This window comes from Variovorax sp. J31P179, from assembly GCF_030316985.1.
In the GTDB taxonomy this organism is placed as follows: Bacteria; Pseudomonadota; Gammaproteobacteria; order Burkholderiales; family Burkholderiaceae_C; genus Variovorax; species Variovorax ginsengisoli_B.
Window position 1 is genome coordinate 131,189 of the sequence record NZ_JASZYL010000007.1, and the last position, 25,006, is coordinate 156,194.

General features: G+C 70.2%; 26 protein-coding genes. 16 read left to right on the plus strand and 10 right to left on the minus strand.

Annotated features, from left to right (window positions below; translation table 11 throughout):
• Positions 1 to 25: 25 nt before the first annotated feature.
• The gene (atzF, locus tag QTI17_RS19465) at positions 26 to 1,750 is read right to left on the minus strand and encodes an allophanate hydrolase (RefSeq protein WP_503011079.1); all 1,725 of its coding nucleotides are present in this window, start codon (positions 1,748 to 1,750) and stop codon (positions 26 to 28) included.
• Positions 1,751 to 1,926: 176 nt separating this feature from the next.
• On the opposite strand from atzF, the gene QTI17_RS19470 reads away from it, so the two are divergent.
• The 10 genes from QTI17_RS19470 to QTI17_RS19515 all read left to right on the plus strand — a co-directional run bounded on the left by QTI17_RS19470 (position 1,927) and on the right by QTI17_RS19515 (position 11,898).
• Positions 1,927 to 2,556: a DUF2652 domain-containing protein gene (locus tag QTI17_RS19470; RefSeq protein WP_286535041.1), complete on the plus strand. Its 630-nt coding sequence runs from the start codon at positions 1,927 to 1,929 to the stop codon at positions 2,554 to 2,556.
• A gap of 103 nt (positions 2,557 to 2,659) precedes the next feature.
• Positions 2,660 to 4,033 (plus strand): AmpG family muropeptide MFS transporter, encoded by a 1,374-nt coding sequence (locus tag QTI17_RS19475; protein WP_286535042.1) that lies wholly within the window; start codon positions 2,660 to 2,662, stop codon positions 4,031 to 4,033.
• 24 nt (positions 4,034 to 4,057) lie between these two features.
• Positions 4,058 to 4,378, plus strand: coding sequence for a FitA-like ribbon-helix-helix domain-containing protein (locus tag QTI17_RS19480; protein WP_286535043.1), 321 nt, complete (start codon positions 4,058 to 4,060; stop codon positions 4,376 to 4,378).
• The gene (locus tag QTI17_RS19485; RefSeq protein WP_286535044.1) at positions 4,375 to 4,812 is read left to right on the plus strand and encodes a type II toxin-antitoxin system VapC family toxin; all 438 of its coding nucleotides are present in this window, start codon (positions 4,375 to 4,377) and stop codon (positions 4,810 to 4,812) included. The genes QTI17_RS19480 and QTI17_RS19485 overlap by 4 nt, the downstream gene beginning before the upstream one ends.
• Positions 4,813 to 4,923: 111 nt before the next feature.
• Complete coding sequence (locus tag QTI17_RS19490; protein ID WP_286535346.1) at positions 4,924 to 6,102, plus strand: beta-ketoacyl-[acyl-carrier-protein] synthase family protein; 1,179 nt, start codon at positions 4,924 to 4,926, stop codon at positions 6,100 to 6,102.
• Positions 6,099 to 6,932, plus strand: coding sequence for a beta-ketoacyl synthase chain length factor (locus QTI17_RS19495; protein ID WP_286535045.1), 834 nt, complete (start codon positions 6,099 to 6,101; stop codon positions 6,930 to 6,932). The genes QTI17_RS19490 and QTI17_RS19495 overlap by 4 nt, the downstream gene beginning before the upstream one ends.
• 5 nt (positions 6,933 to 6,937) lie before the next feature.
• A complete protein-coding gene (locus QTI17_RS19500; RefSeq protein WP_286535046.1) occupies positions 6,938 to 8,563 on the plus strand; it encodes an NAD(P)/FAD-dependent oxidoreductase in 1,626 nt (541 codons plus the stop codon).
• A 123-nt stretch (positions 8,564 to 8,686) separates the two neighbouring features.
• Positions 8,687 to 9,400 carry a response regulator gene (locus tag QTI17_RS19505; RefSeq protein ID WP_286535047.1) on the plus strand — a complete coding sequence of 238 codons (714 nt, stop codon included), beginning with the start codon at positions 8,687 to 8,689 and terminating at the stop codon, positions 9,398 to 9,400.
• 15 nt (positions 9,401 to 9,415) lie between these two features.
• Positions 9,416 to 10,606, plus strand: coding sequence for a sensor histidine kinase (locus QTI17_RS19510; RefSeq protein ID WP_286535049.1), 1,191 nt, complete (start codon positions 9,416 to 9,418; stop codon positions 10,604 to 10,606).
• A 68-nt stretch (positions 10,607 to 10,674) separates the two neighbouring features.
• Positions 10,675 to 11,898 (plus strand): O-antigen ligase family protein, encoded by a 1,224-nt coding sequence (locus QTI17_RS19515; protein WP_286535050.1) that lies wholly within the window; start codon positions 10,675 to 10,677, stop codon positions 11,896 to 11,898.
• Here the strand turns inward: QTI17_RS19515 and QTI17_RS19520 are convergent.
• The 3 genes from QTI17_RS19520 to QTI17_RS19530 are packed head-to-tail and all read right to left on the minus strand — an operon-like array spanning position 11,829 to position 13,393.
• Positions 11,829 to 12,218: a hypothetical protein gene (locus QTI17_RS19520; RefSeq protein ID WP_286535051.1), complete on the minus strand. Its 390-nt coding sequence runs from the start codon at positions 12,216 to 12,218 to the stop codon at positions 11,829 to 11,831. The genes QTI17_RS19515 and QTI17_RS19520 overlap by 70 nt on opposite strands.
• A gap of 16 nt (positions 12,219 to 12,234) precedes the next feature.
• The gene (locus QTI17_RS19525) at positions 12,235 to 12,447 is read right to left on the minus strand and encodes a zinc-finger domain-containing protein (protein WP_286521810.1); all 213 of its coding nucleotides are present in this window, start codon (positions 12,445 to 12,447) and stop codon (positions 12,235 to 12,237) included.
• A gap of 7 nt (positions 12,448 to 12,454) precedes the next feature.
• The gene (locus QTI17_RS19530; protein ID WP_286535052.1) at positions 12,455 to 13,393 is read right to left on the minus strand and encodes a branched-chain amino acid transaminase; all 939 of its coding nucleotides are present in this window, start codon (positions 13,391 to 13,393) and stop codon (positions 12,455 to 12,457) included.
• A 117-nt stretch (positions 13,394 to 13,510) separates the two neighbouring features.
• Between QTI17_RS19530 and QTI17_RS19535 the strand changes: the two genes are divergently transcribed.
• The gene (locus tag QTI17_RS19535) at positions 13,511 to 14,500 is read left to right on the plus strand and encodes a recombination-associated protein RdgC (RefSeq protein ID WP_286535054.1); all 990 of its coding nucleotides are present in this window, start codon (positions 13,511 to 13,513) and stop codon (positions 14,498 to 14,500) included.
• An 11-nt stretch (positions 14,501 to 14,511) separates the two neighbouring features.
• On the opposite strand, the gene QTI17_RS19540 is transcribed toward QTI17_RS19535, so the two are convergent.
• Positions 14,512 to 14,994: a glycerate kinase gene (locus tag QTI17_RS19540; RefSeq protein ID WP_503011086.1), complete on the minus strand. Its 483-nt coding sequence runs from the start codon at positions 14,992 to 14,994 to the stop codon at positions 14,512 to 14,514.
• A gap of 123 nt (positions 14,995 to 15,117) precedes the next feature.
• Here QTI17_RS19540 and QTI17_RS19545 point away from each other — a divergent pair, with 123 nt between their 5' ends.
• Positions 15,118 to 16,350, plus strand: coding sequence for an esterase/lipase family protein (locus QTI17_RS19545; protein ID WP_286535056.1), 1,233 nt, complete (start codon positions 15,118 to 15,120; stop codon positions 16,348 to 16,350).
• Positions 16,351 to 16,353: 3 nt separating this feature from the next.
• Here QTI17_RS19545 and QTI17_RS19550 read toward each other — a convergent pair whose 3' ends face one another.
• Positions 16,354 to 17,001: a dihydrofolate reductase family protein gene (locus QTI17_RS19550; RefSeq protein WP_286535057.1), complete on the minus strand. Its 648-nt coding sequence runs from the start codon at positions 16,999 to 17,001 to the stop codon at positions 16,354 to 16,356.
• Between the two features lie 17 nt (positions 17,002 to 17,018).
• On the minus strand, positions 17,019 to 17,597 hold the full coding sequence (locus QTI17_RS19555; RefSeq protein WP_286535059.1) for a putative pterin-binding protein: 579 nt from the start codon (positions 17,595 to 17,597) through the stop codon (positions 17,019 to 17,021).
• A gap of 60 nt (positions 17,598 to 17,657) precedes the next feature.
• Between QTI17_RS19555 and QTI17_RS19560 the strand changes: the two genes are divergently transcribed.
• Genes QTI17_RS19560 through QTI17_RS19575 form a run of 4 tightly spaced genes read left to right on the plus strand, consistent with a single transcriptional unit; the run spans position 17,658 to position 21,024 of the window.
• Complete coding sequence (locus QTI17_RS19560) at positions 17,658 to 18,878, plus strand: helix-turn-helix domain-containing protein (protein WP_286535060.1); 1,221 nt, start codon at positions 17,658 to 17,660, stop codon at positions 18,876 to 18,878.
• Positions 18,879 to 18,926: 48 nt separating this feature from the next.
• On the plus strand, positions 18,927 to 19,622 hold the full coding sequence (locus QTI17_RS19565; RefSeq protein ID WP_286535061.1) for a Vgb family protein: 696 nt from the start codon (positions 18,927 to 18,929) through the stop codon (positions 19,620 to 19,622).
• A 16-nt stretch (positions 19,623 to 19,638) separates the two neighbouring features.
• The gene (locus QTI17_RS19570) at positions 19,639 to 20,406 is read left to right on the plus strand and encodes a DUF899 domain-containing protein (RefSeq protein ID WP_286535062.1); all 768 of its coding nucleotides are present in this window, start codon (positions 19,639 to 19,641) and stop codon (positions 20,404 to 20,406) included.
• A 15-nt stretch (positions 20,407 to 20,421) separates the two neighbouring features.
• Positions 20,422 to 21,024: a hypothetical protein gene (locus QTI17_RS19575; protein ID WP_286535063.1), complete on the plus strand. Its 603-nt coding sequence runs from the start codon at positions 20,422 to 20,424 to the stop codon at positions 21,022 to 21,024.
• Here the strand turns inward: QTI17_RS19575 and QTI17_RS19580 are convergent.
• The 3 genes from QTI17_RS19580 to QTI17_RS19590 all read right to left on the minus strand — a co-directional run bounded on the left by QTI17_RS19580 (position 20,987) and on the right by QTI17_RS19590 (position 25,003).
• A complete protein-coding gene (locus QTI17_RS19580; RefSeq protein ID WP_286521800.1) occupies positions 20,987 to 21,643 on the minus strand; it encodes a peroxiredoxin in 657 nt (218 codons plus the stop codon). The two genes, QTI17_RS19575 and QTI17_RS19580, sit on opposite strands and share 38 nt — an antisense overlap.
• Positions 21,644 to 21,749: 106 nt before the next feature.
• The gene (locus tag QTI17_RS19585; RefSeq protein ID WP_286535065.1) at positions 21,750 to 22,541 is read right to left on the minus strand and encodes a hydroxyacylglutathione hydrolase; all 792 of its coding nucleotides are present in this window, start codon (positions 22,539 to 22,541) and stop codon (positions 21,750 to 21,752) included.
• Positions 22,542 to 22,642: 101 nt separating this feature from the next.
• Positions 22,643 to 25,003, minus strand: a complete 2,361-nt coding sequence (locus QTI17_RS19590) for a phosphocholine-specific phospholipase C (RefSeq protein ID WP_286535066.1) — start codon at positions 25,001 to 25,003, stop codon at positions 22,643 to 22,645.
• Positions 25,004 to 25,006: the final 3 nt, after the last annotated feature.

Below are 25,006 nucleotides of genomic sequence, written 5' to 3' on the forward strand. Positions count from 1 at the left end.
CCGGATGAAAGATTGACGAAGAGATTCAGGTCGCCGCTGCGCTGCGCGCCGCGATGTAGGCGCGCCAGCCGCCGAGCGCGGTGATGTCGTCGGCGCCGGCAACCGCCAGCGCCTCGCAGACGAAGCCCTGGACGCTGCGGCCGTCGGCCAGCCGCAGGCTGCCGATGCCGAGCGGCGCCGGGATCAGGGCGACGAAGCTGCCGTAGTGCGCGAGCGGCATCTCCCAGATCTCGAGTGCGATCGCCGCGCCCTCGCCGGCCGCCACGCGCAGCAGGCCGGGCTTGGGCGGCACGGTGCCTGGCAATGCATAAAGGCGGTAGTCGGGCGAGGTGTGGGTGGCGGCGATCAGCCGGGCGCCGCGCTCGGTCAGCTGGCCATTGAGCGGCATGCCCGACAGGTGGGCGCCGACCACCGCGACCTGCACCGTGGGCGGCGCCGCGATCAGCGGCAGCGGCTCGATCGCGGGCAGCGGCTCGCGGGTCGCGCCGAGCGGCAGCCCGGTGGCGTGGTGGAAGCGCTGGCCCAGCTCGGCCAGCTGGAAGTCGCTGCCGGCGCGGCCGATCAGCGTGATGCCGAAGGGCAGGCCGTCGGCGCGCAGGCTGGCCGGCACCGAGATCGCCGCGTAGTCGAGCAGGTTCACGAAGTTGGTGTATTCGCCCAGGTTGCGATTGAGCACCACCGGGTCGGCCTGCATCGCCTCGATCGTGTAGTGGGCCGGCGCCGTCGGCACCGCCAGCACGTCGATGTCGTTCCACATCGCCGCGGCCTGCTGGCCGAGCGCCTGCAGCCGGGTGCGGGCATCGACGAAATCGGCGGCGCTGTAGGCGCGGCCCTGCGCCAGGATGCTGCGCACCGGCTCCACCACCTCGGCCTCGTGGGTGTCGAAGAAATCGCGCACCGCGGCGTAGCGCTCGGCCACCAGCGCACTGTCGTAGAGCAGCGCCGCGGCTTCGGCCAGCGGCCGATAGTCGATCTCGATCGGTTCGCCGCCGAGCACGCACAGCTGGCCGACGGCCTGCTCGAAGGCCGCCCGCGACAGCGTATCGCCGAAGAAGTTCAGCGTCGAAGGCACGCCGAAGCGGAAGCCCGCGGGCAGCGGCGCGGTGGCCAGCGCCAGGCTGCGGCCGTAGGGGTCCTCGGGGTCGAAGCCCATCGCCGCCTGCAGCACCCGGGCCGCCACCGCCACCGTGCGGGCGAAGATCGAGACGCAGTCGACGCTCTGCGCCGCCGGCACCACGCCGCGGGCGCTGAGCAGGCCGCGCGAGGGCTTGATGCCGACGATGTTGTTGAGCCCGGCCGGCACCCGGCCCGAGCCCGCGGTGTCGGTGCCGAGCGCGAAGTCGGCCTGCGCGGTGGCCACCACATAGGCCGACCCCGAACTCGACCCGCCCGAGACATAGCGCGCATCGAAGCTGTTGGGCACCGGCCCGTAGGGGGAGCGGGTGCCGTTCAAGCCGCAGGCGAACTGGTCCAGGTTGGTCTTGCCGAGCAGCGACGCACCGGCGTCGAGCAGGCGCTGCACCACGTGGGCGTGGGCCGTCGGCGTGCGGGTGAAGGCGAGGCAGGCCGCCGTGGTCGGCACGCCGGCGACGTCGATGTTGTCCTTGGCGGCAAAGCGCAGACCGGCCAGCGGCCCCGCGCCGGCACCGGCCAGCGGCGACGCGAGCCGCGTGATCCACGCCGCACTCGCTCGTCCTTCCACCCGCGGCCCGGCATCGCCGGGGCGCACCGCCTGTTCATGCACCATCATCAAGCATCCTGTCTTGTGTACAAGATGCCTTGCAAAGGATGTGCCAGCCGCAGCCGCTACAGGCACAGGCGCGATGGCAACCCTAGTCGGGGCTGCCTTCGGGGTCTTGTGGTGGCCGTGCCTGGCCTGCGCGGGCGCGTGGTTGAATGCGATGACGCAAATGCTTGGAGCAAGCCGTGGCGACAGACAATCCCGACAACGTGCTCTTCTTCATCCCGGACATCAGCGGTTTCACGAAGTTCGTGACCGAGACCGAGGTGAGCCATAGCCAGCACATCATCCAGGAACTGCTGGAGCTGATCGTGGACGCCAACCAGCTCGGGCTGGAGGTGTCCGAGTTCGAAGGCGATGCGGTGCTGTTCGTTCGTCCCGGCGCGCCGCCGTCGCTGGACGAGCTTCTGGCGCAGGCACGGAAGATGTTCGTGGACTTCCATTCACACATCAAGCGGATCGAGATCTTGCGCACCTGCGCGTGCGGCGCGTGTTCCAGCGTCCATTGCCTGTCGCTCAAGTTCGTCGCCCATTGCGGGCCGGCCAGGACCATGCAGGTCAAGGGACATTCGAAATTCATCGGCAAGAGCATCATCGTCGCGCACCGGCTGTTGAAGAATCAGGTGCCCGAGTCCGAGTACCTGCTGGTGAGCGAGGAGACGCTGAACCAGCTGGCCGACGGCACCGCGGCGGCCTCGTCGTTCGAGTGCGGAAACTGCAGCTACGACGAGATCGGGGAGGTGGCGTATCGGCACCATTCGATGGCGCCGTACCTGGCCGAGGCGAAGGCCACGGTCAGCGCTTCCCCCGCATGAAAAGCGCCTCGCCAGGCGCGCAGGCCCGGCGGACGACGGCTTCGGTCCCGAAGCGACGCCTGCGCATGCGGGAATAATGCGAGGCCTCAACCTCCGCCACCGAATGTCCGCACCCCAGGCTGCCGAAGCCCCTCCTTCCCTGCCCTGGCGCGATGCGCTCAAGGTCTATCTCGAACCCGCCTCGCTGCGCATGCTGGCGCTCGGCTTCTCGGCCGGCCTGCCGCTGCTGCTGGTGCTGGGCACGCTGAGCTTCCGGCTGCGCGAAGCCGGCGTCGACCGGTCGACCATCGGCTTCCTGAGCTGGGTCGGCCTCGCCTACGGCTTCAAGTGGGTCTGGGCGCCGCTGGTCGATCGCCTGCCCATACCGCCGCTGACCACCCTGCTCGGGCGCCGGCGCGGCTGGCTGCTGCTGGCGCAGCTGGCGGTGGTCGCCGGCCTGGCCGGCATGGCCTTCAACGACCCGCGCGACGGCCTGCCGCCGCTGGTCTGGTGCGCACTTCTGACGGCCTTCGGCTCGGCCACCCAGGACATCGCGCTGGACGCCTTCCGCATCGAGTCGGCCGCCACCCGCAAGCAGGCCGCGCTGGCCGCCTGCTACCAGACCGGCTACCGGCTGGCGATGATCTGGGCCGGCGCCGGCGTGCTGTGGGTCGCTGCCTGGGCCGAACTGCCCGGCCTCGCGGGCTACCAGGACGGCGCCTGGAAGACCGCCTACCTGGTCATGGCGGCATCGATGGCGATCGGGGTCGTCACGGTGCTGCTGTCGCCCGAACCGGTGCGCGTCGCGCTGCCGAAACCGAAGAACGCCGGCGAATGGCTGCAGAGCGTGCTGATCGAGCCGTTCGCCGACTTCATCCGCCGCTATCGCTGGCAGGCGGCGCTGATCCTGTCGCTGATCGCGGTCTACCGCATCAGCGACGTCGTGATGGGCATCATGGCCAACCCCTTCTACGTCGACATGGGCTTCACCAAGGACGAGGTCGCGACGGTCAGCAAGATCTATGGCGTCGTGATGACGCTGGCCGGCGCCTTCGTCGGCGGCGTGCTCTCGATGCGCCTGGGCGTGATGCGGGTGCTGATGCTGGGCGCGGTGCTGAGCGCCGCCAGCAACCTCCTGTTCGCCGGGCTGGCCTCGCGCGGGCACGACCTCACGGCGCTGGTGCTAGTGGTGTCGGCCGACAACCTGGCCGGCGGCATCGCCTCGGCGGCCTTCATCGCCTACCTGTCGAGCCTGACCAACATCAGCTATTCGGCCACCCAGTACGCCCTCTTCAGTTCGCTGATGCTGCTGCTGCCGAAATTCATCGCCGGCTACTCGGGGGTCTTCGTCGACGCCTTCGGCTACAAGGCATTCTTCATCGGCACCGCAGCGCTGGGGCTGCCGGTGCTGGTGCTGGTGGCGCTGGCATCGCGAGCGGCCGCGAACGGCAAGGCCGCGGGCCAGGCAACTGCGACAAGATCTGAATTGGCGCCATAATGACTCCAATTTGGAGGAAGCTGCATGGCCAACCTGTCAGTCAAGGACGTTCCGGATGACCTGGCCGAGCGCCTGCGTCAACGCGCGGCCCGCAACCATCGCTCGCTGCAGGGCGAGCTGATGGCGATCATCGAGCAAGCGGTGCGCGACGCGGATGACGCGCCGCGGCCTGCATCCGCGCAGGCACAGGAGGTGGGCGTGGGCTGGGGCGGCCGCGCCATCGTGCGGCGCGGCGGCAAGCCGATCGAGCAGATCGCCGCCGAGCACCGCGCCCGCTTCCCGTCGCCGATCGACGCCGGCCCGCTCGGGGTCGACATCGTCCGCGCCGACCGGGACGCCCGTTGAGCGCGCCTGCGCTGCACGTGGCCGAGCCGCCGGCCGCCTATCGCCTGCGCCCGCCGATGGTGGTGGACTGCAGCGCGATCGTTGCCATCTTGTTCGACGAACCGGCGCGCGACGCCGCGCTGGCGCGCCTGGCCGGACATGCCCTGCATGCACCCAACCTGCTCGACCACGAGATCGTCAGCGTCGCGCTCAAGAAACGGCGGCAGTCCTGGCCCGCCGACTCCCTGGCGCTGGCGCTGGCCGACTACGCCGGCTACGCCATCGACCTGCACCCGGTCGATCTCGGCGCGCAGTACGAACTGGCCGTGCGCTATCAGCTTTCCGCGTATGACGCCGCCTACCTCTGCCTCGCAGCCGAGCTCAAGGCGCCGCTGGCCACCTTCGACGCCAGGCTCGCCGCCGCCGCGCAGGCGCACCTGAGCGCCCTGCCCTGAACCGCCCGACGCTGCAGGGTCGAGGCCTTGGCCGACTGCGGTGGGCGCCGTGCTGCTGGTAGGCTGTCGTGTTTTGGCCATCACACCCCGCCCAACGTGACACCTTCACGCATCCCCCCCTTGAAGATCAGCGCCTTCACCGCGACCTCGGCCGTCGGTGTGGGCAAGACCGCCCTCGCCGACGCGCTCGCGCAATCGCGCAGCGGCCTGCGGGCCAATGACTTCGGCGCCTCGCCGCTACCGACCTGGATCGGCCGCGTCGACGGCCTCGAAGAACTGCGCCTGCCCGAGGAACTCGCCGCCTGGGATTGCCGCAACAACCGGCTCGCCTGGCTCGGCCTGCAGGCCGACGGCTTCATGGAAGCGGTCGCGGCCGCCCGCAAGCGCTACGGCCCGACCCGCATCGCGCTGATCCTCGGCACCTCGACCTCCAGCATCGGCGAGACCGAGCTGGCCTACACGCAGCTGGCCGATGGCGCCTTCCCCGCCGACCAGCAGCGCCCCAAGGTGCACACGCCGCATTCGCTCTCGCTCTTCGTGCAGCAGGCGCTGGGCCTCGAAGGCCCGTCCGAGACGATCTCCACTGCCTGTTCGTCCAGCGCCAAGGTGTTCGCCTCGGCCGAGCGGCTGATCCGCCTGGGCCTGGTCGACGCGGCGGTGGTCGGCGGCGTCGACACGCTGTGCGGCAGCGTGCTGTTCGGCTTCAACTCCCTCGAACTCGTGTCGCCCGAGCCCTGCCGGCCCTTCGACGCCGCGCGCAACGGCATCAGCCTCGGCGAAGCCGCGGGATTCGCGCTGCTCGAGCGCGGCCGCGGCCCGCTCGAACTGCTGGGCTACGGCGAGGCCAGCGACGCCCATCACATGTCGACCCCGCATCCCGAAGGCCTGGGCGCCGAAAAGGCGCTCGACGATGCACTGGCCCGCGCCGGCCTGGCCGCCGCCGCCATCGACTACATCAACATGCACGGCACCGCCAGCACCAAGAACGACGAGGTCGAAGGGGCCCTGGTGGCACGCCGCTTTCCCGGCACCACGCACGCCAGCTCGACCAAGGGCTTCACCGGCCACACGCTGGGTGCGGCCGGGATCGTCGAGGCCGTGATCAGCCTGCTGGCGATCGAGACCGGCCTCAAGCCGGGCAACGTCAACACCACCACGCTCGACGCCGAGTGCGGCCCGCAGATCAAGCTGCGGCCGGCCCGCGGCGAGGTGCGCCATGCACTGAGCAACTCCTTCGGCTTCGGCGGCAACAACTGCTCGCTGGTCTTCGGCAAGGGAGCCGCAGAATGACCACCACCAACAAGACCCCCACGCTCTACATCGAGGGCCCGGCCTTCTGGGCCGCGACATTGCCGGGCTGGGAGATCGCCAGCGCAGTCTTCCGCGGCGACGGTGCGCCGGCCGACCCGCCGGCCAAGCGGCCATCGCCGCAGCTGCTGGCACCGGCCGAGCGCCGTCGCGCGCCCGACACGGTGGCGCTGGCGCTCGAGGTGGCAGGCGCCGCGGTCGCGGCCTCCGGCCGCAACGCGGCCGACCTGCCCTGCGTCTTCGCCTCGGCCCACGGCGACCTCGGCATCAACGACTACATGTGCGGCACGCTGGCGGCCGACCCGCTGCTGCTGTCGCCGATCAAGTTCCACAACTCGGTGCACAACGCCGCGGTCGGCTACTGGACCATCGGCACCGGCTGCATGGCGGCCAGCAATTCGCTCGCCGCCTACGAGAGCAGCTTCGCCTCGGGGCTGCTCGAGGCGGCGGCGCAGTGCGCGGCCGACCAGCGCGCCGTGCTGCTGGCCGGCTACGACATGCCGGCTGTGGGCGCGCTGGCCTCGGTGACCACCAGCCGCGAGATGCTGGCCGTGGCCCTGGTGATTTCGCCGACGCGCAGCGCGCGCACCGTGGCGTCCTTCGAATGGTCGCTGGCGGCCGGCGCGCTGCCGGCGACGCCGGTGCGCAGCGACGCGGCGCGCGCGCTGCGGGTCAACGCGATGGCCGACGCGCTGCCGCTGTTCGAGGCCCTGGCGCGCGGCGAATCCGAATCGCTCTCGCTGCCGCTGTCGGCCACGCTGTCGCTGCAGGTCCAGCTGCAACCCGAACTCCAGCTCGAAGCGCTGAGCTGACGGCCATGGACCCGAACCGCCCCGCGCACGACGTCGCCATCATGGGCGGCGGTCTGGCGGGGCTGACGCTGGCGCTGCAGCTGCGCCAGCGCTTTCCCGGCATCGATGTCGTGGTGCTCGAGCGGCGCGCCCATCCGGTGCCCCACGCGGCCCACAAGGTGGGCGAATCCTCGGTCGAGATCGGGGCCCACTACTTCGACACCGTGCTGGGCCTCAAGCCGCACCTGCACGGTGCCCAGTTGCGCAAGTTCGGCTTCCGCTTCTTCTTCAGCGAAGGCCGGCGCGACATCGACCAGGTGACCGAGATCGGCGCCAGCCGCTACCTCTCGGTGCCGAGCTACCAGATCGACCGCGGCATCTTCGAGAACTTCCTGGCCGAGGAGGCCGCGCGCCAGGGCGTGCGCTTCATCGACGGCGCGACCGTGCGCCGCATCGACCTGGCCGATGACGCCAGCGCGCCGCACCGCCTCGAATGGTCTGACGGCGAGCGCACGCAGGCGTTGCACACCCGCTGGCTGGTCGACGCCTGCGGCCGCGCCGGCATGCTCAAGCGCAAGCTCGGCCTGCAGCAGCCCAACGCGCACGAATGCAACGCGGTGTGGTTCCGCATCGGCGAACGCATCGCGATCGACGACTGGTCGGACGACCCCGGCTGGCGGGCACGCTGCGAACCGGGTTCGCGCTGGCTGTCGACCAACCACCTGGTCGGCGCCGGCTACTGGGTGTGGCTGATCCCGCTGGCCTCGGGCTCGCATTCGGTCGGCATCGTGGCCGACCCGCGGCTGCATCCGCTCGAGCGGATGGACAGCTTCGAGCGCGCGATGCAGTGGCTCGAGACCTGGCAGCCGCGCCTGCACGATGCGCTGGCCGACAAGCGCCACCTGCTGCAGGACTTCGCCTTCATGCGCAACTTCTCGTACGGCTGCAAGCAGGTGTTCTCGGGCCGGCGCTGGGCGCTCACCGGCGAGGCCGGGCTGTTCCTCGACCCCTTCTATTCGCCGGGCAGCGACTTCATCGCGGTCGGCAACACCTACATCTGCGACCTGGTCGCGCACGACCGCGCCGGCCACGCGCTGGAGGCCCGGGCCCGGCTCTACGACCAGATCTACCACTCGTTCTACGAGAGCACGCTGGCGCTCTACACCGACCAGTACCCGCTGTTCGGCGACCCGGAGGTGCTGCCGCCCAAGGTCATCTGGGACTACACCTACTACTGGGGCGTGCTGGCGCAGATCTTCTTCCAGCACCGGCTCACCGACCTGCCCGTGCTGGGGCGGGTCCGCGACGAGCTCCAGCACTGCCAGCAGCTCAACCTCGCGGTGCAGGCCTTCTTTCGCGCCTGGTCGGCCGTCAGCCATCGGCGCAACCCGGCCGTGATGCTCGACCACGCCGCGCTGCCGTGGTTCGCGGAGCTCAACCGCAGCCTCAACGACAGGCTGGACGACGACGCCTTCGTGCGCCGCATGCGCCAGTCGGTCGACCGGCTGACGGCCCTGGCCGCCGAGCTGCTGGGGCGCGCGACCCGCGACCATCCGGGCCTGGACGGGGCGGCGCTGGCCGCCCTGCTGGCGCGGGCGCCCGCGGCGGCCGAGGGCACGCAGACCGGGACGCTGCTGTTTGCACCCGCATGAAAACGAAACCGCCGTCACCAAGGTTTACCCAACTTTACGAAGCGTTCAAGCCCACGCGACCGCGTGGGACCAAGCTACCCACCTGAGCACAACCACCGTGGCACGCCGCACGGACACCTACCGATGAGCACCCCCCAACTCCTGATGATCGAAGACGACGCCCGCCTGGCGCAGATGGTGGGCGAATACCTGACCCAGTCGGGCTTCGGTTTCGCGCATGCCCTCGACGGCGCGAGCGGACTCGAGCTGCTGCAGCAGCGCTCGCCCGACCTCGTGATCCTCGACCTGATGCTGCCGGACACCGACGGCCTCGAGGTCTGCCGCCGCATCCGTGCGCTGCCCGGCAGCCAGGCCAAGGTGTCGGTGCTGATGCTGACCGCCAAGGGCGACCCGATGGACCGCATCATCGGCCTGGAGATCGGCGCCGACGACTACCTGCCCAAGCCCTTCGAACCGCGCGAGCTGCTGGCGCGCATCCGCGCCGTGCTGCGGCGCCGCGGCGAGACCCCGAGCGAGACCGAAGGCCCGGCCGTCATGCACTTCGGCTCGCTGGACATCGATCGCAACGCCCGCAGCGTCACGGTCGCCGGCGAGCCGGCCGACCTCACCTCCTACCAGTTCGACCTGCTGGTGGCGATGGCCGAGCGCGCCGGCCGCGTGCTCACCCGCGACCAGATCATGGAGGCCGTGCGCGGCCGCGAACTCGAGGCCTTCGACCGCTCGATCGACGTCCACATGGGCCGCATCCGCGCCGCGATCGAGGTCGACGCCAAGAACCCGAAGCGCATCCTCACCGTGCGCGGCGTCGGCTACGTCTTCGCCAAGCAACAGGACTAGCGCGCGGGCGCCGACATGCTGCTCAACCTCTACCGCCGCCACCTCTATGTCCGTATCTGGCTGGCGGTGGTGGCCGGCGTCTTCATCCTCACGCTGACCGCCAACTGGATCGTGCGCGAAGCGGCCGAGAGCGAGCGCGAGCGGCTGGCGCCCTTGCCGCGCGAAGTCTCGGTGCTCGATTCGAACGACAAGCCGATCGGCTCGGGCACGGCCACCCGCGTGCCGGGCGCCGGGCTCACCTTCGACGTCACGCTCGACGACGGCCGCGCCCTCACCATGCAGGTGGCACCACGCAGCCGTCCGCCGGGCGGCCCGCCGCCGGGCATCCTGCCCTGGCGCACGCCCTTCGGCCTCGGCTGGATGGTGGCGATCGTGGGCTTCATCGTCGCGCTCGGCGTCTATCCGATCGTGCGCCGGCTCACCAAACGGCTCGAACTGCTGCAGCGCGGCGTCCAGCGCTGGGGTGAAGGCGACCTGTCGGTGCGCGTGCCCGAGGAGGGGCAGGACGAAGTGGCCGACCTCTCGAACGGCTTCAATGCCGCGGCGGCCCGCATCGAACAGCTGGTGCGATCGCACAAGTCGCTGCTGGCCAATGCCTCGCACGAGCTGCGCTCGCCGCTGACCCGCATCCGCATGAGTGTCGAGCTGATGGGCGAGCGGCCCAACCCGGGCGCACGCGAAGAGATCACGCGCAACATCGCCGAGCTGGACCAGCTGATCGACGAGATCCTGCTGGCCAGCAGGCTCGATGCCAAGGAGGCCGACATGGGCACCGTCGAGACGGTCGACCTGACCGGCCTCGCGGCCGAGGAGTGCGCCCGTGTCGATGCCGACCTCGAGGTCAAGGAAGGCACCGACAGCAGCGCCCTGACGGTGCTCGGCGTGCCGCGCCTGCTGCGCCGCGCGATCCGCAACCTGCTCGAGAACGCCGGGCGCTACGGCGCCGGACAGACCAGCGTCGAGATCGGCAGCCGTGCCGGCCAGACCGAGATCCGCGTCAACGACCGCGGGCCCGGCGTGCCGGTGACGCAGCGCGAGCGCATCTTCGAGCCCTTCTACCGGCTGCCGGGCGCCAGCGAGCGCAACGGCGGCGTCGGGCTCGGCCTGGCGCTGGTGAAATCGATCACCGAGCGCCACGGCGGCAGCGTGCGCTGCGAAGACCGGCCGGGCGGCGGCGCGAGCTTCGTGATCACGTTGCCGCATTAGGCTCGCCCTTCATGCCGGGGCGCAACGCCGGCGGGCCTGGCTGCGCCGGCCTCTAAAATCCGCCCCCTATGCAGAGATCGCACATCGTTCGCGCCGCAGCCATGTTCTGGGGGCTCACGGTGTTCATGCCGGTCGGCGTGACCTATGTGTCCTTCCTGCTGCTGATGGTCGCGCTGCTGATCGCTGGCGGCTGGCGCGAGCGGGCCGTCCGCCTGCGCGACAACCCGATGTGGTGGCCGGTGATGGCCTACGTGGTCTGGACGCTGGCCGTGCTGGCGCTGGAGCCGCACTACCCCGAGACCGGCTCCAACCTGTTCCATGGGCTGCGCATCGCGGCCACCATCCTGATGGCCCTGGCCCTGACCCGCGACGAGGCGATCTGGGCCGTGCGCGGCTTCTGGATCATCGGACTGGTCAACATCGTGATGATCGCGCTGTACTACTCGGTGGGCTTCCCGATGCTGGAGCCCTGGCGCGGCGTGCTGGTGCTGGTCGGCAACAAGTCGATCAGCAACGCGCTCCTGTTCACGATCATGGCCGCCACGGCCGCGGTGTACGGACTCCAGGCGCTCGCCGGGCATCGCCGCTGGCAGGCCATCGCCGCGTTCGCGCTGGTGCCCGTCGTGATGGCGATCATCACCTTCAGCCTGCCTTCGCGGACCTCGCTGCTGGCGCTGCTGCTGGTCATCCCGGCCGCCTGCGTGCACCAATGGCGGCGCCAGCTCAAGGTGCTGGCCCTGGTGCTGATGGTCGGCGGCGTGATCGCGGCCGGCGTGCTGTGGAACTCACCCGTGGTGCAGCAGAAATTCGCGGTCGGCATCCAGGAGATCGAGGCCGCCCAGGCCGGCGAGATCTCGGAGGCCAGCTGGGTGGTGCGCTACTACATGTACCGCGACACCGCCCGCATGATGATCGACCGGCCCTTCGCCGGCTGGGGCATCGGCGGCTGGACCGAGCAATGGCACCTGCGCGGCCCCAAGCTGCTCGACTACAAGAACATGCCCCACAACGACTTCCTGTGGATGGGCGCCCAAAGCGGCTTTCCCGGCGCGCTGAGCCTGCTGGTCATCATGGGGGTGGCGGTCTGGATCGCCTGGCGACGGGACGACTTCGCCGGCCGGCAGGCCTTCGTCGCGACCCTCGTGATGCTGATCGCCACCAGCGTGAACTCGGCCTTGCGCGATGCCCAGATCGGGCTCGCGCTGCTGTGGGTGGCGATGGTCTACCTGCGGCTGGCGCAGGCGCCGGGGGACTCGTGGCGCGGGCTGCTGCCCTCGGGCGCCCGTTCGTAGCCCACGAAGGGGCCGAAGAAGACCATCTCGCGCTCGAGGCCGGCCTCGATGTCGTCCTGCTTCGGGAGTTCGTCGATGAACTCGGGCCAGGACTGCGCGACATGGCGCGACCACTCGCGCGGGTCGAGCCGGCTGATCGGGCCCTGGGTGGCCAGGAACTCGAAGCCCTTCGAGGTCAGCTTGCTGACCGCGAGCCGGGTGGCGGACTCGGGGTCCGGCGCCGTCGCGTAGGCCGACACGTAGGCACCCGCGAGGGTCGACGGCAGGGTGCCGTTCGAGCCTCGGCCGAGCTTGACGTTGACCAGGAACAAGCCCCGCACGGAAACCCCGGAAGGCTCAGTGGTGGCTGCCGGCGGCTTCGCCCGCCTTGAGGCGGTAGACCGTGCCGCAATAGGGGCACTTGGCCTCGCCGGTGCGCGCGACGTCGAGGTAGACCTTGGGATGCGCGCTCCAGAGCTGCATGTCGGCCTTGGGGTTCGGGCAGAACACGCCGCCCTGGTCGTTCAGGTCGCGGGCGAGGAGTTCGATGGTGCTCTTGGGGGTGGACATCGCTTTTTCAGACCTTGGTGAGCCAGTGGGCGTACTTGGGATTGCGGCCGTTCACGATGTCGAAGAACGCGCTCTGGATCTTCTCGGTGATGGGCCCGCGCGATCCGATGCCGATCTCGACGCGGTCGAGTTCGCGGATCGGCGTGACCTCGGCCGCGGTGCCGGTGAAGAAGGCTTCTTCGGCGATGTAGACCTCGTCGCGCGTGATGCGCTTCTGCACGACTTCGATGCCGAGGTCCTTGCAGATGTGCAGGATGGTGTTGCGCGTGATGCCGTTGAGCGCACCGGCCGACAGGTCGGGCGTGTAGACCACGCCGCCCTTGACCACGAAGATGTTCTCGCCCGCGCCTTCGGAGACGAAGCCGCTGGCATCGAGCAGCAGCGCTTCGTCGTAGCCGTCGTCGAGCGCTTCCATGTTGGCCAGGATCGAGTTGCTGTAGTTGCTGACCGCCTTGGCCTGCGTCATCGTGATGTTGACGTGATGCCGCGTGTAGCTCGAGGTCTTGACGCGGATGCCGCGCTTCATGCCCTCGTCGCCCAGGTAGGCGCCCCAGGCCCAGGCCGCGACCATGGCGTGGATCTTGTTGCCCTTGGGACTGACGCCGAGCTTCTCGGAGCCGATCCAGACCAGCGGCCGCAGGTAGCAGCTGTCGAGCTTGTTCTCGCGCACCACCTGCTTCTGGGCCTCGTTGACCTGTTCCTGGCTGAACGGGATCTTCATGCGCAGGATCTTGGCGCTGTTGAACAGCCGCTCGGTGTGCTCGGCCAGCCGGAAGATGGCGGTGCCGTTGACCGTGTTGTAGGCGCGCACGCCCTCGAAGACGCCGCAGCCGTAGTGCAGCGTGTGGCTCAGCACGTGGATCTTGGCGTCGCGCCAGTCCACGAGCTCGCCATCCATCCAGATCTTGCCGTCACGGTCGTCCAGTGCGGGGGGCAGTGCGCTCATGTCTTTGTCCTTCAACCGGGGGGTATGTCGCAAAAGCTTTCGATTTTACGGCGGCGGGCCGCCAGCGTCGGGCCGACAATGGTGGGTTTTGCCAACCAGCCAGATAAAAGGGTTTCAGTGTCCGTCTTCAAGAACGTCATCGTCTACCGCATCGAAGCCACGTGGTCGCAGTCGCTCGACCAGGTCGAGCAGGGGCTGGCCACGCAGCGCTTCGTCCCCTGCAGCCCGTCGCAGGAAAAGGCCACCGGCTGGGTCGAGCCCCGCGGCCAGGAACACGGCCCGCTGGCCGAATCGGTCGCCGGCCAGTGGCTGCTCGAATACATGGTCGAGACCAAGACCCTGCCGGCCTCGGTGGTGCGCCGCAAGGTCGATGAGCGCGCCGCCCAGATCGAGGCCACCACCGGCCGCAAGCCCGGCAAGAAGGAAAAGAAGGAGCTCAAGGAAGACGTCACCCACGAACTGCTGCCGCTGGCCTTCACGCGCCATGCGCGGGTCGCGGTGTGGATCGACCCCAAGGCCCGGCGCCTGGTCGTGAATTCGAGCAATGCCGCGCGCGCCGACGAAGTGGTCACCAGCCTCGTGAAGTCGCTCGACGGCTTCGCGGTGGCGCTGGTCAACTCGCAGGTCGAGCCGGCGGCGGCGATGTCCGAATGGCTGTCCAGCCAGGAGCCGCCGGCGGGTTTCACGATCGACCGCGAGTGCGAGCTCAAGGCCACCGACGAATCGAAGGCCGTGGTGCGCTACGCCAAGCACCCGCTGGACATCGACGAGGTGCGCGAGCATATCGCCGCCGGCAAGCGCCCGACCCGGCTCGCGATGACCTGGGACGACCGGGTCTCGTTCGAGCTCACCGAGGGGCTCCAGATCCGCAAGATCGTGTTCCTCGAAGGCACGCTGGACGACGCGCCGGCCTCGTCGGGCAAGGAAGACGACTTCGACGCCAACGCGGCGATCGCGACCGGCGAGCTGGGCCAGTTGGTGCCCGAACTGCTGGAGGCCCTGGGCGGTGAGATGAAGCTGGGGACCGCGGCCGCGGAACCGGCCGCCGCAGCGCCCGCCAGGGCCGGCGCCGAAGAAGCGCTGGTCGACGACTCAGCGCCGTTCTAAGGCCGGCAAGCTCACACCGGCGGGCGCAGCGCGTCCGCCGCGCCGGGCTTGACCGCATCCGCGCTCGGTGCGTCCGCCGCGGCTTCGTCCTCGGCCACCTCCGGCCGGGTCAGCTTCCACTCGACGAGCTTGCCGCCCGCGAAGGTGCAATCGACCCAGGAGCCGCCGGCATCGGTCCAGCGGAACAGCTCGGGCTGTTCGTCCTTCGGCGAACGCAGCTCGCCGAGCGCGCGCGTCATCGCGATCACGTGCAGCAAGGTCGCCTTGGGCTTGAGCTTGGCATTGAGCATCACGGCGCTGGCGACGGTGCCGATCGGCCGGTCGGCCGCGCGCTTCAGGACCTGCATCGTGCGGTTGAAATGCATCAGCAGGAACATGACGATCGCGCCACCGACCAGTGCCACGCCGCCCCAGCCGTAACTGCGCCAGGCCAGGCCGAGCAGCACCAGGCCGCCGACGGGAACGAGGAGTCTTCCGAAATTCATGGGGTGGATTGTCGCTCGGTCGCCCGGTGGCTTGACCGATGCGCCGCCGCCGCCGAGACTTTCGCCATCACGGCAACTCCGACACCGATGCGTCTGGCTCGCGCGCTCCTGCTCCCGATGGCGTTTTGCGCGATGTCCAGCGGCTGCGCGCTGCTGCAGGCCGACAGTCACATGAAGCGGCTCGGCGAAGCGATGTACTTCACCGGCATCGTCGAGACCGAGAAAGAGGCCCGGGGCCCCATCGTCGTCGTGCTGTACAAGCTCGACAACCCGCCCGAGCCGGTGTTTCTCGACGTCGTTCCGCGCACCCGGGGCGTCTACCACCTGGCGGCCCCGCCGGGCAGCTACGGCATCCTCGCGTTCGAGGACGTCAACCGCGACCTGGCCTACGAAGCCGGCGAGCCCGCCACTCTCTACGAGGGCGCCGCCCTCCCCCTGAGCGCGGTCGACGAGCCCCCCACCGCCGCGACCGGCCTGGGCCGCATCAAGATTGCATCCAAGCCGCCCGACGTCGCCCTGCCGGCCATCTTCGGCGATGCCTACGCCGCGCTGACCCGGCGGCGCAACGAAGAACTCGGCGCCCCCGCCGTCATCGACGAGGGGCGGTTCGCCCCGGCGCGGGTGCGCGAGGGCATGTTCCAGCCCCTGCGCTTCCTCGAGGAGGGTCGTGCGGGCCTCTTCATGCTCGAGCCCTTCGACCCGAAGCGCGTGCCAGTGATCTTCGTGCACGGCATCGGCGGGTCGCCGCGCGACTGGGAATACGTCATCGAGCATCTCGACCGCACGCGCTTCCAGCCCTGGGTCTTCTTCTACCCGTCGGGCGTTTCCATCGGGCTGTCGACGCTGCTGCTCAACAACGCGGTCGACGAGCTGCACTATCGGTACGCGTTCCCGACCAGCATCGTGGTCGCCCACAGCATGGGCGGCGTGGTGGCGCGCGGCACCTTGAACGTCATCCAGCGCGAGGGCCGCACGCCTCCGGTGCACCACGTGGTGACGATCTCCACGCCGTGGGAGGGCCACGCGGCGGCGCGCTGGGCGGACATCGGACCGACGCGCGTGCCCGGATCGTGGCTCGACATGGCGCCCGACTCCCCGTACCTGCGCGAATTGGCGGTGGTGCCACGGCCGGCCGACATCCGCTACACGCTCTTCTTCGGCTACAGCGGCCGCTCGCGCTTCGTCTCCGGCAACAACGACGGCGTGGTGTCGATGCAAAGCATGCTGGGCGGCGGCATGCAGTCGCGGGCCGATTTCGTCTACGGCTTCGACGAGGACCACAGCTCGATCCTGCAGTCGCAAGCGCTGGTCGACATGCTCATGCAGCGCATGCGGCAAGAGCTCGACCGCCTGCCTCGCCAATGAGCCTCAGCGCCGGCGCAGGACCACGTGCGTCGCGCGTTCGCCGGCGATGCTCTCGGCGACCTCATAGCCCAGGGCCGGCAGGTCGAGCCCCTGGAACAGCGCCTCGCCGGCGCCGAGCAGCACCGGCCGGACGGCCAGGTGCAGTTCGTCGAGCAGACCGGCGGCCAGGTACTGCCGCACGGTCGACACGCCGCCGCCGACGCGGACATCCAGGCCGCCCGCGGCCGCCCTGGCCTGCTCGAGCGCGGCGTGGATGCCTTCGGTGACGAAGCGGAACTCGGTGCCACCGGCCATCGCCAGCGGCGCGCGCGGATGGTGCGTGAGCACGAACACCGGCGTGTGGTACGGGGGCTCGTCGCCCCACCAGCCCTTCCAGCTGTCGTCCGGCCACGGGCCGCGCACCGGCCCGAACATGTTGCGCCCGAGGATCCAGGCGCCGATGCCCTCGAAGCCCTGCTCGGCCATGCGGTTGTCGATGCCGGTCTCGCCGCCGGCCTGGCCGCCCTGCATGGTCTGCCACAGGCGCGTGGGGAAGAACCACTCCATCAGCTCGGGGCCGCGCAGCCCGAGCGGATGCTGGAGATCCTGGCTCGGTCCGGCGCCGTAGCCGTCGAGGGACACCGCGAAACTGCGGACGCAAAGCTTGGCCATGGGATGTTTCCTCGGGTTCAGGCGCGCGAGACCTCGATGCTGTAGAGGCCCCAGGGGCACAGGGCAAAGCGCTCCTTGAGCGGCTTGTCCTTGAAGGCGGCCAGCGTGTCGGCCTCGTAGATGGCCCATTGCGGGCCCAGCCCGCCCAGGGCGAGCGGCTTGCCGTCCATCTCGGTGGCCACGATCATGCGCCAGCTGCGCGCGTCGGCCAGGCGCAGCGGCACCACGTAGCCGTCGACCGCCCGCAGGCCCAGTATCACGTCGCCGGTGACGCCCGCGACCTCCAGCACGCTGGCCAGCAGCGGCCCGGCAAGCGCATGCAGCCTGGCGTCGTATTCGAGCGTGGCCTTGATGCCGACCGCCGGCAGGCGGCCCAGCGCCTCGGCGTCCAGCACATAGGCCCGGTCGAACTTGACGCCGTGCTTGACCATCAGCTGGTCGAGCGCAGGATCGACCGGCCCCCGGTTGGTCTTGCCGACCATTCCGCTGACGGTCAGCAGGCCCGGGCCGCCTCGCGCCGGCTCCGCCGCCGACACGCCGGCCACGGGCCAAAGCCCGGCGAGCGCCGCGCTGCCCAGGAAATGTCGTTTGTCCATCGGACGATTGTGAAGCGATGCGCCCGCCGCCGTCCACCACGATCGCGGTAGCCTGTCGCCATGGATTCCCTGATTTCCGCTTCGGCGCGGGCGCTCGCCGCCGGCGATGCGCTCGGTGCCCTCAAGCGGATCGCGCTGCGCGACGACCCGCCCGCGCTGGCACTGCGCGGCATCGCCATGGCCCAGCTCGGCGAGCACCCGCGGGCGCGCGAGCTGCTCCGGCTGGCGGCCCGCGGCTTCGGCGCCCACGAAGCCCTGGCGCGGGCCCGCTGCGTGGTCGCCGAGGCCGAAGTGGCGCTGGCGATGCGGGACCTCGGCGGCTCGACGCGCGGGCTGGCGGCGGCGGCGGCCACGCTCGACGCGCATGCCGACCCCGCCAACGCCCTGCAGGCGCGGCTGATCGCGGCGCGCCGGATGCTGCTGCTCGGCCGCCTCGACGAAGCGACGGCGGCACTGGCCCAGCTGGATGCCCAGGGCCTGCCGGCGTCGCTGGCGGCCGTGGCCGAGCTGGCCATCGCCGAGCTGGCGCTGCGCTCGCTGCGCATCGGCCCGGCGCAGGCGGCGCTGGCGCGCGCCCACGAGGCGGCCGGCCGCGCGCGCGTGCCGGCACTGCTGGCCGAGGTGGCGGAGGCGCGGGCGGCGCTCGAACATCCGGCCGCCCGGCGCCTTTCCCGCGACGGCGAAGAGGCGCTGCGCCTCGGCGAGGTCGCGGCCTTGCTGGCCTCCGGCGCGCTGGTGATCGATGCCTGCCGCCACGGACTGCGCACCCGCGACGCCTGGCTGCCGCTGGCGCGCCGGCCGGTGCTGTTCGCGCTGGCGCGCACGCTCGCCGAAGCCTGGCCCGACGCCGCCGATCGGGAAGCCCTGATCGCGGATGCGTTCCGCACCCGCCACCCCGACGAGACGCACCGGGCTCGGCTGCGGGTCGAGATCGGGCGCCTGCGGGCACTGGTCGCGGCGCTGGCGCAGATCGAGGCCACCCCGCGCGGTTTCGTCCTGAAGCCGCGCGACCAGCGCCCGGCCGTCGTGCTGGCGCCGCCCATCGATGGCGACCAGGCCTCGCTGCTGGCGCTGCTGTCCGACGGCGCGGCCTGGTCGACCTCGGCCCTGGCGCTGGCGCTCGGGGCCAGCCAGCGCACCGTCCAGCGCGCCTTGGCCGAGCTGGAGGCCGAAGGCCGTGTGCGCTCGATCGGGCAGGCCCGGGCGCGGCGCTGGCTGTCGCCGCCGCTGGCGGGTTTCACGACGATCTTGTTACTCCCCAGCGCGCTCCCGATTGAATAGAGTCGGCCCAAGGCCCCGGTTCGAGGCCCTTCACAAGGAGCCAGAGCGATGACCCGCCAGACAGGCAACGACAGTCCCCAGGCCACGGTGCAAGCGGCCGAGATCGTGCGCGAGTACGGCCCGTTCCCCGGTGCCGACAAGGTGAACGGCGTCACCCACGACGGCCGCCACGTGTGGGCCGCCACCGGCGCCCGGCTGGTCGCCTTCGACCCCGCCAGCGGCGAACCCGCGCGCACGCTGGACCACGCCTGCGATGCCGGCACCGCCTTCGACGGCACCTACCTCTACCAGATCGCCGAGTCGCGCATCGACAAGATCGACCCGGCCACCGGCGAGGTGGTGGCGTCGATCCCGGCCCCCGGCCATGGCTACGACTCGGGGCTCACGTGGGCCGAGGGCAGCCTGTGGGTAGGGCAGTACCGCGATCGCAAGATCCACCAGATCGACCCGGCGACCGGCGCGGTCAAGCGCACCATCGAGTCGAACCGCTTCGTCACCGGCGTGACCTGGGTCGACGGCGAGCTCTGGCACGCCACCTGGGAAGGCGACGAGAGCGAACTGCGCCGCATCCACCCGCAGAGCGGCGCCGTGCTCGAGCGGCTCGAGATGCCGCACGGCGTCGGCATCAGCGGGCTCGAGTCCGACGGTGCGGATCTCTTCTATTGCGGCGGCGGCAACAGCGGCAAGGTCCGCGCCGTGCGCCGCCCGGCGTCCACGCGCAAGGCCGGGACGGCCGCCAACTGAACCCCAGGAGCACACCATGAACACCGCCACCGCCGAGATCAGCACCACCCACCATCCCGTCGTGTCGACGGACCGATGGCTCGCCGAGCGCAAGCTGCTGCTGGCGCGCGAGAAGGAAATCACCCGGCTGCGCGATCAGCTCGCCCGCGAGCGCCGCGCGCTGCCCTGGGTACGCATCCAGAAGGACTACGCCTTCGACACGCCCGAGGGCCGGCGCACGCTGGCCGAGCTGTTCGAAGGCCGCCGGCAGCTGCTGGTTCAGCACTTCATGCTCGGCCCGGGCTGGACCGAGGGCTGCCCGAGCTGCTCGTACATGGCCGACCACCTCGACGGCATGCAGGTGCACCTGATGCAGCGCGATGTCACGCTGCGGGTGGTGTCGCGGGCACCGCTGGCCGAGATCGAGCGCTTCCGCGCCCGCATGGGCTGGCGATTCCAGTGGGTGTCTTCGCACGGCAGCGACTTCAACCGCGACTTCGGCGTCTCGTTCACGCAGGAAGAGATCGCCAGCGGCAAGGTCCGCTACAACTACGTGACGCAGGCCTTTCCGGCCGAGGAGGCACCCGGCATCAGCGTGTTCTACAAGGACGACGCGGACCAGGTCTTCCACACCTACTCGACCTACGGGCGCGGGGTGGAAGTGATGATGGGGACCTACGACCTGCTGGACCTCACGCCCAAGGGCCGCGACGAACACAACCCGGGCCACACGATGGACTGGGTGCGCCACCACGACCGCTACGAAACCGCCGCGGCCGGGTCGTGCTGCGCCTCGCACCCTTGAACAGGCGAGCGGCTCATGGCAAGCCTCTGGCCATGGCTGGCGATCGCCGGCATCGGCGCGCTGCACGGCCTGAACCCGGCCAACGGCTGGATGCTCGCGGCCGCCTGGGGCCTGCGTTCGCATGACCGGACGCAGGCGCTGCGGGCCCTGCTGCCGATCGCGGCCGGTCACGCCGCATCGGTCGCGCTGGTGGCCGCGGCGGTGGCGTTCGGCCTGTCCCTGGACCGCCAGCTGCTGCAGGCCCTGGCGGGCGGCGCGCTGGTGCTGGTCGCGGGCCTTCGGCTCTGGCGCCGCCGGCCCGCCCGGGCCTGGGCGCCGACCGGACATGCCGGGCTGGCGCTGTGGTCGTTCATGATGTCCACCGCCCATGGCGCCGGCCTGATGCTGGTGCCGGCGCTGATGCCGCTGTGCATCGGCGCCGCGCCAGGCAGTGGCAGTGGCACCGGCGCGACCGGGCCGCTGACGCTGGCCCTGGCCGCCGTCGGCGTCCACGGCGCCGCGATGCTGGCCGTCACCGGTCTGCTGGCCAGCGGGGCCTGCCGCGGCTACGACACCGCGGCCGGCTGGCTTCGGCCGCTCTTCAACCGGGTTGCTTGGTGGTGCGCAGGTAGGGCTTGATGGTCTTGAAGCCGGGGAAGGCCTTCTCGGCCTCTTCGTTCGTGACCGCGGTCGTGATGATCACGTCCTCGCCGTTCTTCCAGTTGACCGGCGTCGCCACCCTGTGCTTGACGGTCAGCTGCATCGAGTCGAGCACGCGCAGGATCTCGTCGAAGTTGCGGCCGGTGGTCATCGGGTAGGTCAGCATCAGCTTGATCTTCTTGTCCGGCCCGATGATGAACACCGAGCGCACCGTGGCGTTGGTGGCGGCCGTCCGGCCATCGGAGGTGCCCGGCTCCTCGGCCGGCAGCATGTTGTAGAGCTTGGCCACCGCCAGGTCGGTGTCGCCGATCATCGGGTACTTGACGACCGCGCCCTGGGTCTCCTCGATGTCCGCGACCCACTTGCCATGGCTGTCGACCGGATCGACCGACAGGCCGATGAGCTTGCAGTTGCGCTTGGTGAACTCCGGCTCGATCTTGGCCATGTAGCCCAGCTCGGTGGTGCACACCGGCGTGAAATCCTTGGGATGCGAGAACAGGATCGCCCAGCTGTCGCCGATCCACTCGTGGAAGTCGATGCTGCCTTGCGTGGTGAGGGCCGTGAAGTTGGGGGCGGTGTCGTTGATGCGAAGGGACATGGCTGGCTCCAGTGGTTCGGGTGCGGAAAGGGGACCGAATCGAAGCATAGCGCGACGGCGGACGGCGGGAAACCCGTCCCTTGCACGCGCGCGGGCCTGAGCCAGGTCACCAGCTGTTGCGCAATTCGCGCAGCTTGGTGAACACCGTCTTCGGGTCCGGCTGGTCGGGCAGATCGGGGAAGGCCTCACGCAGCGCAGCGATGACGCTCGGGCTGCTCAGGCGCAGGAAGGTGTTGATCTGCTTTTCTTCCTGCAGCGTCGTGACCCGGGCCGTCGCCGGGTCCTGCGCGGCCACCTGCGGCAGCAGCGCCTGGGCGGCCGCGTTGTCGGGCTCGCGCGTGAGCGTGAAACGCAGGTTGTTCTCGATGTAGTCGTGGCCGGGGTAGACGCGCGTGTCGGCGGGAAGCCTGGCGAGTTGGTCGACGAAGCTGGCGTACAAGTCCTCGACGTTGCCGCCGTTGTGGCAGTTGCCCGCACCGGCGTTGAACAGCGTGTCGCCCGAGAACAGGGCCGGGCTGTCGGTGTGGGAGCGCAGGCAGATGTGGCACATGGTGTGGCCGGGCGTGTCGAGGCATTCGAGCTCGACGGTCCGGCCGACCTTGATCACGTCGCCGGCCTTGACGCCGCGGTCCACGCCGGCGATGCGCGAGCCCGACTGGTGGTGCGCGATCAGCTTGGCCCCGGTCGCCGCGACCACGGCCGCATTGCCGCCGGTGTGGTCGTGGTGCTCGTGCGTGTTGAGGATCTGCGTGATCTGCCAGCCCTTGTCCTTGGCGGCCGCCAGGCATTTCTTGTGGTCCAGCGGATCGATGGCCAGGGCCTCGCCGCTCTCCGGGCAGACGATGAGGTAGTTGTAGTTGCGGTAGGCGTTGCCGGTCCAGATGCGCTCGACGATCATGGGGATGCTCCAGGCTGTCAAAGAGATACGAGGCGGGAGCATACGTCGGGCGCCTGGACGCTGCGGGCGAAGGGGCAAGCCCCTCGCCCGCCCTCGCTCGCTCAGAAGCGGTCCGTCAGCCCCATCGCCGGATCGCTGACCGAATGCCGGCCGGTCTCCAGCCGGCCGGCCAGGCGGCGGTAGAAGGCGGGGTCGGCATCGCAGGTCACGACGAAGTCGTACCACTGGCCGCTGGCGTCCAGGCTCCAGCGCATGCGGGTGTCGTCGCCGCCCTTGACCCGGACGCTCCACGAGCCGTCCTTGTTGCCGTTGTAGCGGCCGCGCTCGTCGCGGTCGTCGTTGCCATGGCCGTGGTCGTCGTGGCGGTCCTTGCCGCCGCCCTCGAAGGCCTCGGGGCGCGCATAGAGCTTGTTGGACTGCACGGTGAAGCGGCAATCGCGGCGGCCGTCATTGCGCAGCTGCAGGTAGAGGTCGCCTTGGCGCCGCTCGTAGCCCACGCGGATCTCCGGCAGCGCCACGCCGCCGGCGCGCAGCCGGTTCAGGTCGCCCTTGAAGTGGCGGTGGAAGCCGTTCGGCCCCAGCACCCAGAGGTCGTACAGGCCGGCGTCGTCGGTCATCGACGCCCAGTCGCCGGCCAGCTGCTTGCCGGGCTCGACCATGTAGCGGCGCGGCAGCCGGTCCGACAGGTGCAGCTTGTCGTAGACGTGGAACACCGCCGCGGCCTGGCCGCTGTTGGCGAACAGCAGCTGCACGCGGCCGTTGAGCGCGTCGGTGCGCGCGCTGGCGTGCAGGTCGTAGGGCAGCGCCCGCGAGGGCCGCACGCCGGTGGCCTGCACCGGCAGCGCGGCATCGGCGGCCGGGGTGATCTTCGGCAGCGCCTGCTGCGCGGCGGTCAGCGCGTCGGCGTCGCCCTTGGTCGTGTGCCCGGCCAGGGTCGGCAGCGGCTCGTTGTTGGGGCGCTCGAAATTGAAGGCGCTGGTGAGGTCGCTGCAGACGGCGCGGCGGTACTTGCTGATCTGCGGCTCGACCACGCCGAAGCACTTCTCGAGGAACATCAGCGTCGACGTGTGGTCGCAGACCTGCGAGTTGACCCAGCCGCCGCGGCTCCAGGGCGAGACCACCCACATCGGTACCCGCGGGCCGGGGCCGTAGGGCCGGCCGTCGATCGCTGGCTGGCTCGTGGTGGCGGGTGCGAAGTCGTGGTACTCGACCGCCACGTCGGCATCGGCCAGCGTGCAGGCGCCGGCCAGCGTGCCGTCGGCATTGCGCGAGGGCACGGCCGGCGAGGGCAGGTGATCGAAGAAGCCGTCGTTCTCGTCGAAGTTGACCAGCAGCACGGTCTTGCTCCAGACCTCCGGGTTGGAGGTCAGCGCATCCAGCACTTCCTGCACGTACCAGCCGCCCTTGGCCGGGCTCGACGGCCCGGGGTGCTCGCTGTAGGCCGATGGCGAGATGATCCACGACACCGCCGGCAGGGTGCCGTTCCTGATGTCCTCGCGGAAGGTCTCCAGGAAGCCTTGCGGCATGGTGTTGCCGAAGCCCTTGGCCAGCGGGCTGAGCGCATCGTCGACCGACGCGTCATAGAGCGGGCCGGCAGCATCGACCGGCTGCGTGATGTCGGTGGCCGCCACGTAGACCGGGCGCCGCGCCGGCGGCATCTGCTCGATGGCGGCGCGCCAATGGCGGAAGCCCATCATCTCGTTGCAGCCGTAGTTGTCGATCAGGCTCTGGTAGACCTTCCACTTGACGCCGGCCTTCTCGAGCCGGTCGGCATAGGTGGTCCAGGTCCAGCCCTGGGTCGACGGGCCGATGTCGTTGCCGCCGTTGAACTGGTTGTTCAGCGCCGCCACCTGGACCTTGCTGCCGTCGACCGGGCTGATGCCGTTCGGGCCGTTGGTGCCGCTCCAGTAGAACAGGCGGTTCGCGATGGTGCCGGTGTGCATGCCGCAGTGGTAGTGGTCGCACAGCGTGAAGGCTTCGGCAAGAGCCCGCTGGAACGGGACTTCGGCGCTGTCGTAGTAGCCCATCGACAGCAGGTTCTTGGCATCCGGCCACTTGTACATGCGGCCGTGGTCCCACGCCGCCTGCGAATCGGCCCAGGTGTGGGGCGTGCTGCCGGCGCGCTGCGCGTTGCCCTTGCTCTCGTCGAGCCGGTAGGGCACGTAGGTGCTCGGCGGCGTGGTCTTGGTATAGCTTTGGTGGAACACGTTCTTGCCGTTGGGCGCCGGGACCGCCATGCGGTCGCCATAGCCGCGCACCCCCTTGAAGGTGCCGAAATAGCTGTCGAAGGAACGGTTCTCCTGCATCAGCAGGACCACGTGCTTGACGTCCTTGATGGTGCCGGTGTCGTGATGGGCGGGGATGGCCAGCGCACGGCGGATGCTGGGCGGAAAGGCGGCCAGCGTGGCGGCGGCGATGCCGGTGGTGGCGGAACTCTGGAGGAAGTTGCGGCGTGAGGTCATGTC

Bases quoted from the DNA above. Each gene is read 5' to 3' on its own strand.
- atzF (WP_503011079.1), bottom strand. From the start codon at position 1,750: ATGATGGTGCATGAACAGGCGGTGCGCCCCGGCGATGCCGGGCCGCGG.
- QTI17_RS19475 (WP_286535042.1), top strand. From the start codon at position 2,660: ATGTCCGCACCCCAGGCTGCCGAAGCCCCTCCTTCCCTGCCCTGGCGC.
- QTI17_RS19480 (WP_286535043.1), top strand. From the start codon at position 4,058: ATGGCCAACCTGTCAGTCAAGGACGTTCCGGATGACCTGGCCGAGCGC.
- QTI17_RS19495 (WP_286535045.1), top strand. From the start codon at position 6,099: ATGACCACCACCAACAAGACCCCCACGCTCTACATCGAGGGCCCGGCC.
- QTI17_RS19500 (WP_286535046.1), top strand. From the start codon at position 6,938: ATGGACCCGAACCGCCCCGCGCACGACGTCGCCATCATGGGCGGCGGT.
- QTI17_RS19505 (WP_286535047.1), top strand. From the start codon at position 8,687: ATGAGCACCCCCCAACTCCTGATGATCGAAGACGACGCCCGCCTGGCG.
- QTI17_RS19510 (WP_286535049.1), top strand. From the start codon at position 9,416: ATGCTGCTCAACCTCTACCGCCGCCACCTCTATGTCCGTATCTGGCTG.
- QTI17_RS19515 (WP_286535050.1), top strand. From the start codon at position 10,675: ATGCAGAGATCGCACATCGTTCGCGCCGCAGCCATGTTCTGGGGGCTC.
- QTI17_RS19525 (WP_286521810.1), bottom strand. From the start codon at position 12,447: ATGTCCACCCCCAAGAGCACCATCGAACTCCTCGCCCGCGACCTGAAC.
- QTI17_RS19530 (WP_286535052.1), bottom strand. From the start codon at position 13,393: ATGAGCGCACTGCCCCCCGCACTGGACGACCGTGACGGCAAGATCTGG.
- QTI17_RS19545 (WP_286535056.1), top strand. From the start codon at position 15,118: ATGTCCAGCGGCTGCGCGCTGCTGCAGGCCGACAGTCACATGAAGCGG.
- QTI17_RS19550 (WP_286535057.1), bottom strand. From the start codon at position 17,001: ATGGCCAAGCTTTGCGTCCGCAGTTTCGCGGTGTCCCTCGACGGCTAC.
- QTI17_RS19555 (WP_286535059.1), bottom strand. From the start codon at position 17,597: ATGGACAAACGACATTTCCTGGGCAGCGCGGCGCTCGCCGGGCTTTGG.
- QTI17_RS19560 (WP_286535060.1), top strand. From the start codon at position 17,658: ATGGATTCCCTGATTTCCGCTTCGGCGCGGGCGCTCGCCGCCGGCGAT.
- QTI17_RS19565 (WP_286535061.1), top strand. From the start codon at position 18,927: ATGACCCGCCAGACAGGCAACGACAGTCCCCAGGCCACGGTGCAAGCG.
- QTI17_RS19570 (WP_286535062.1), top strand. From the start codon at position 19,639: ATGAACACCGCCACCGCCGAGATCAGCACCACCCACCATCCCGTCGTG.
- QTI17_RS19575 (WP_286535063.1), top strand. From the start codon at position 20,422: ATGGCAAGCCTCTGGCCATGGCTGGCGATCGCCGGCATCGGCGCGCTG.
- QTI17_RS19580 (WP_286521800.1), bottom strand. From the start codon at position 21,643: ATGTCCCTTCGCATCAACGACACCGCCCCCAACTTCACGGCCCTCACC.
- QTI17_RS19585 (WP_286535065.1), bottom strand. From the start codon at position 22,541: ATGATCGTCGAGCGCATCTGGACCGGCAACGCCTACCGCAACTACAAC.
- QTI17_RS19590 (WP_286535066.1), bottom strand. From the start codon at position 25,003: ATGACCTCACGCCGCAACTTCCTCCAGAGTTCCGCCACCACCGGCATC.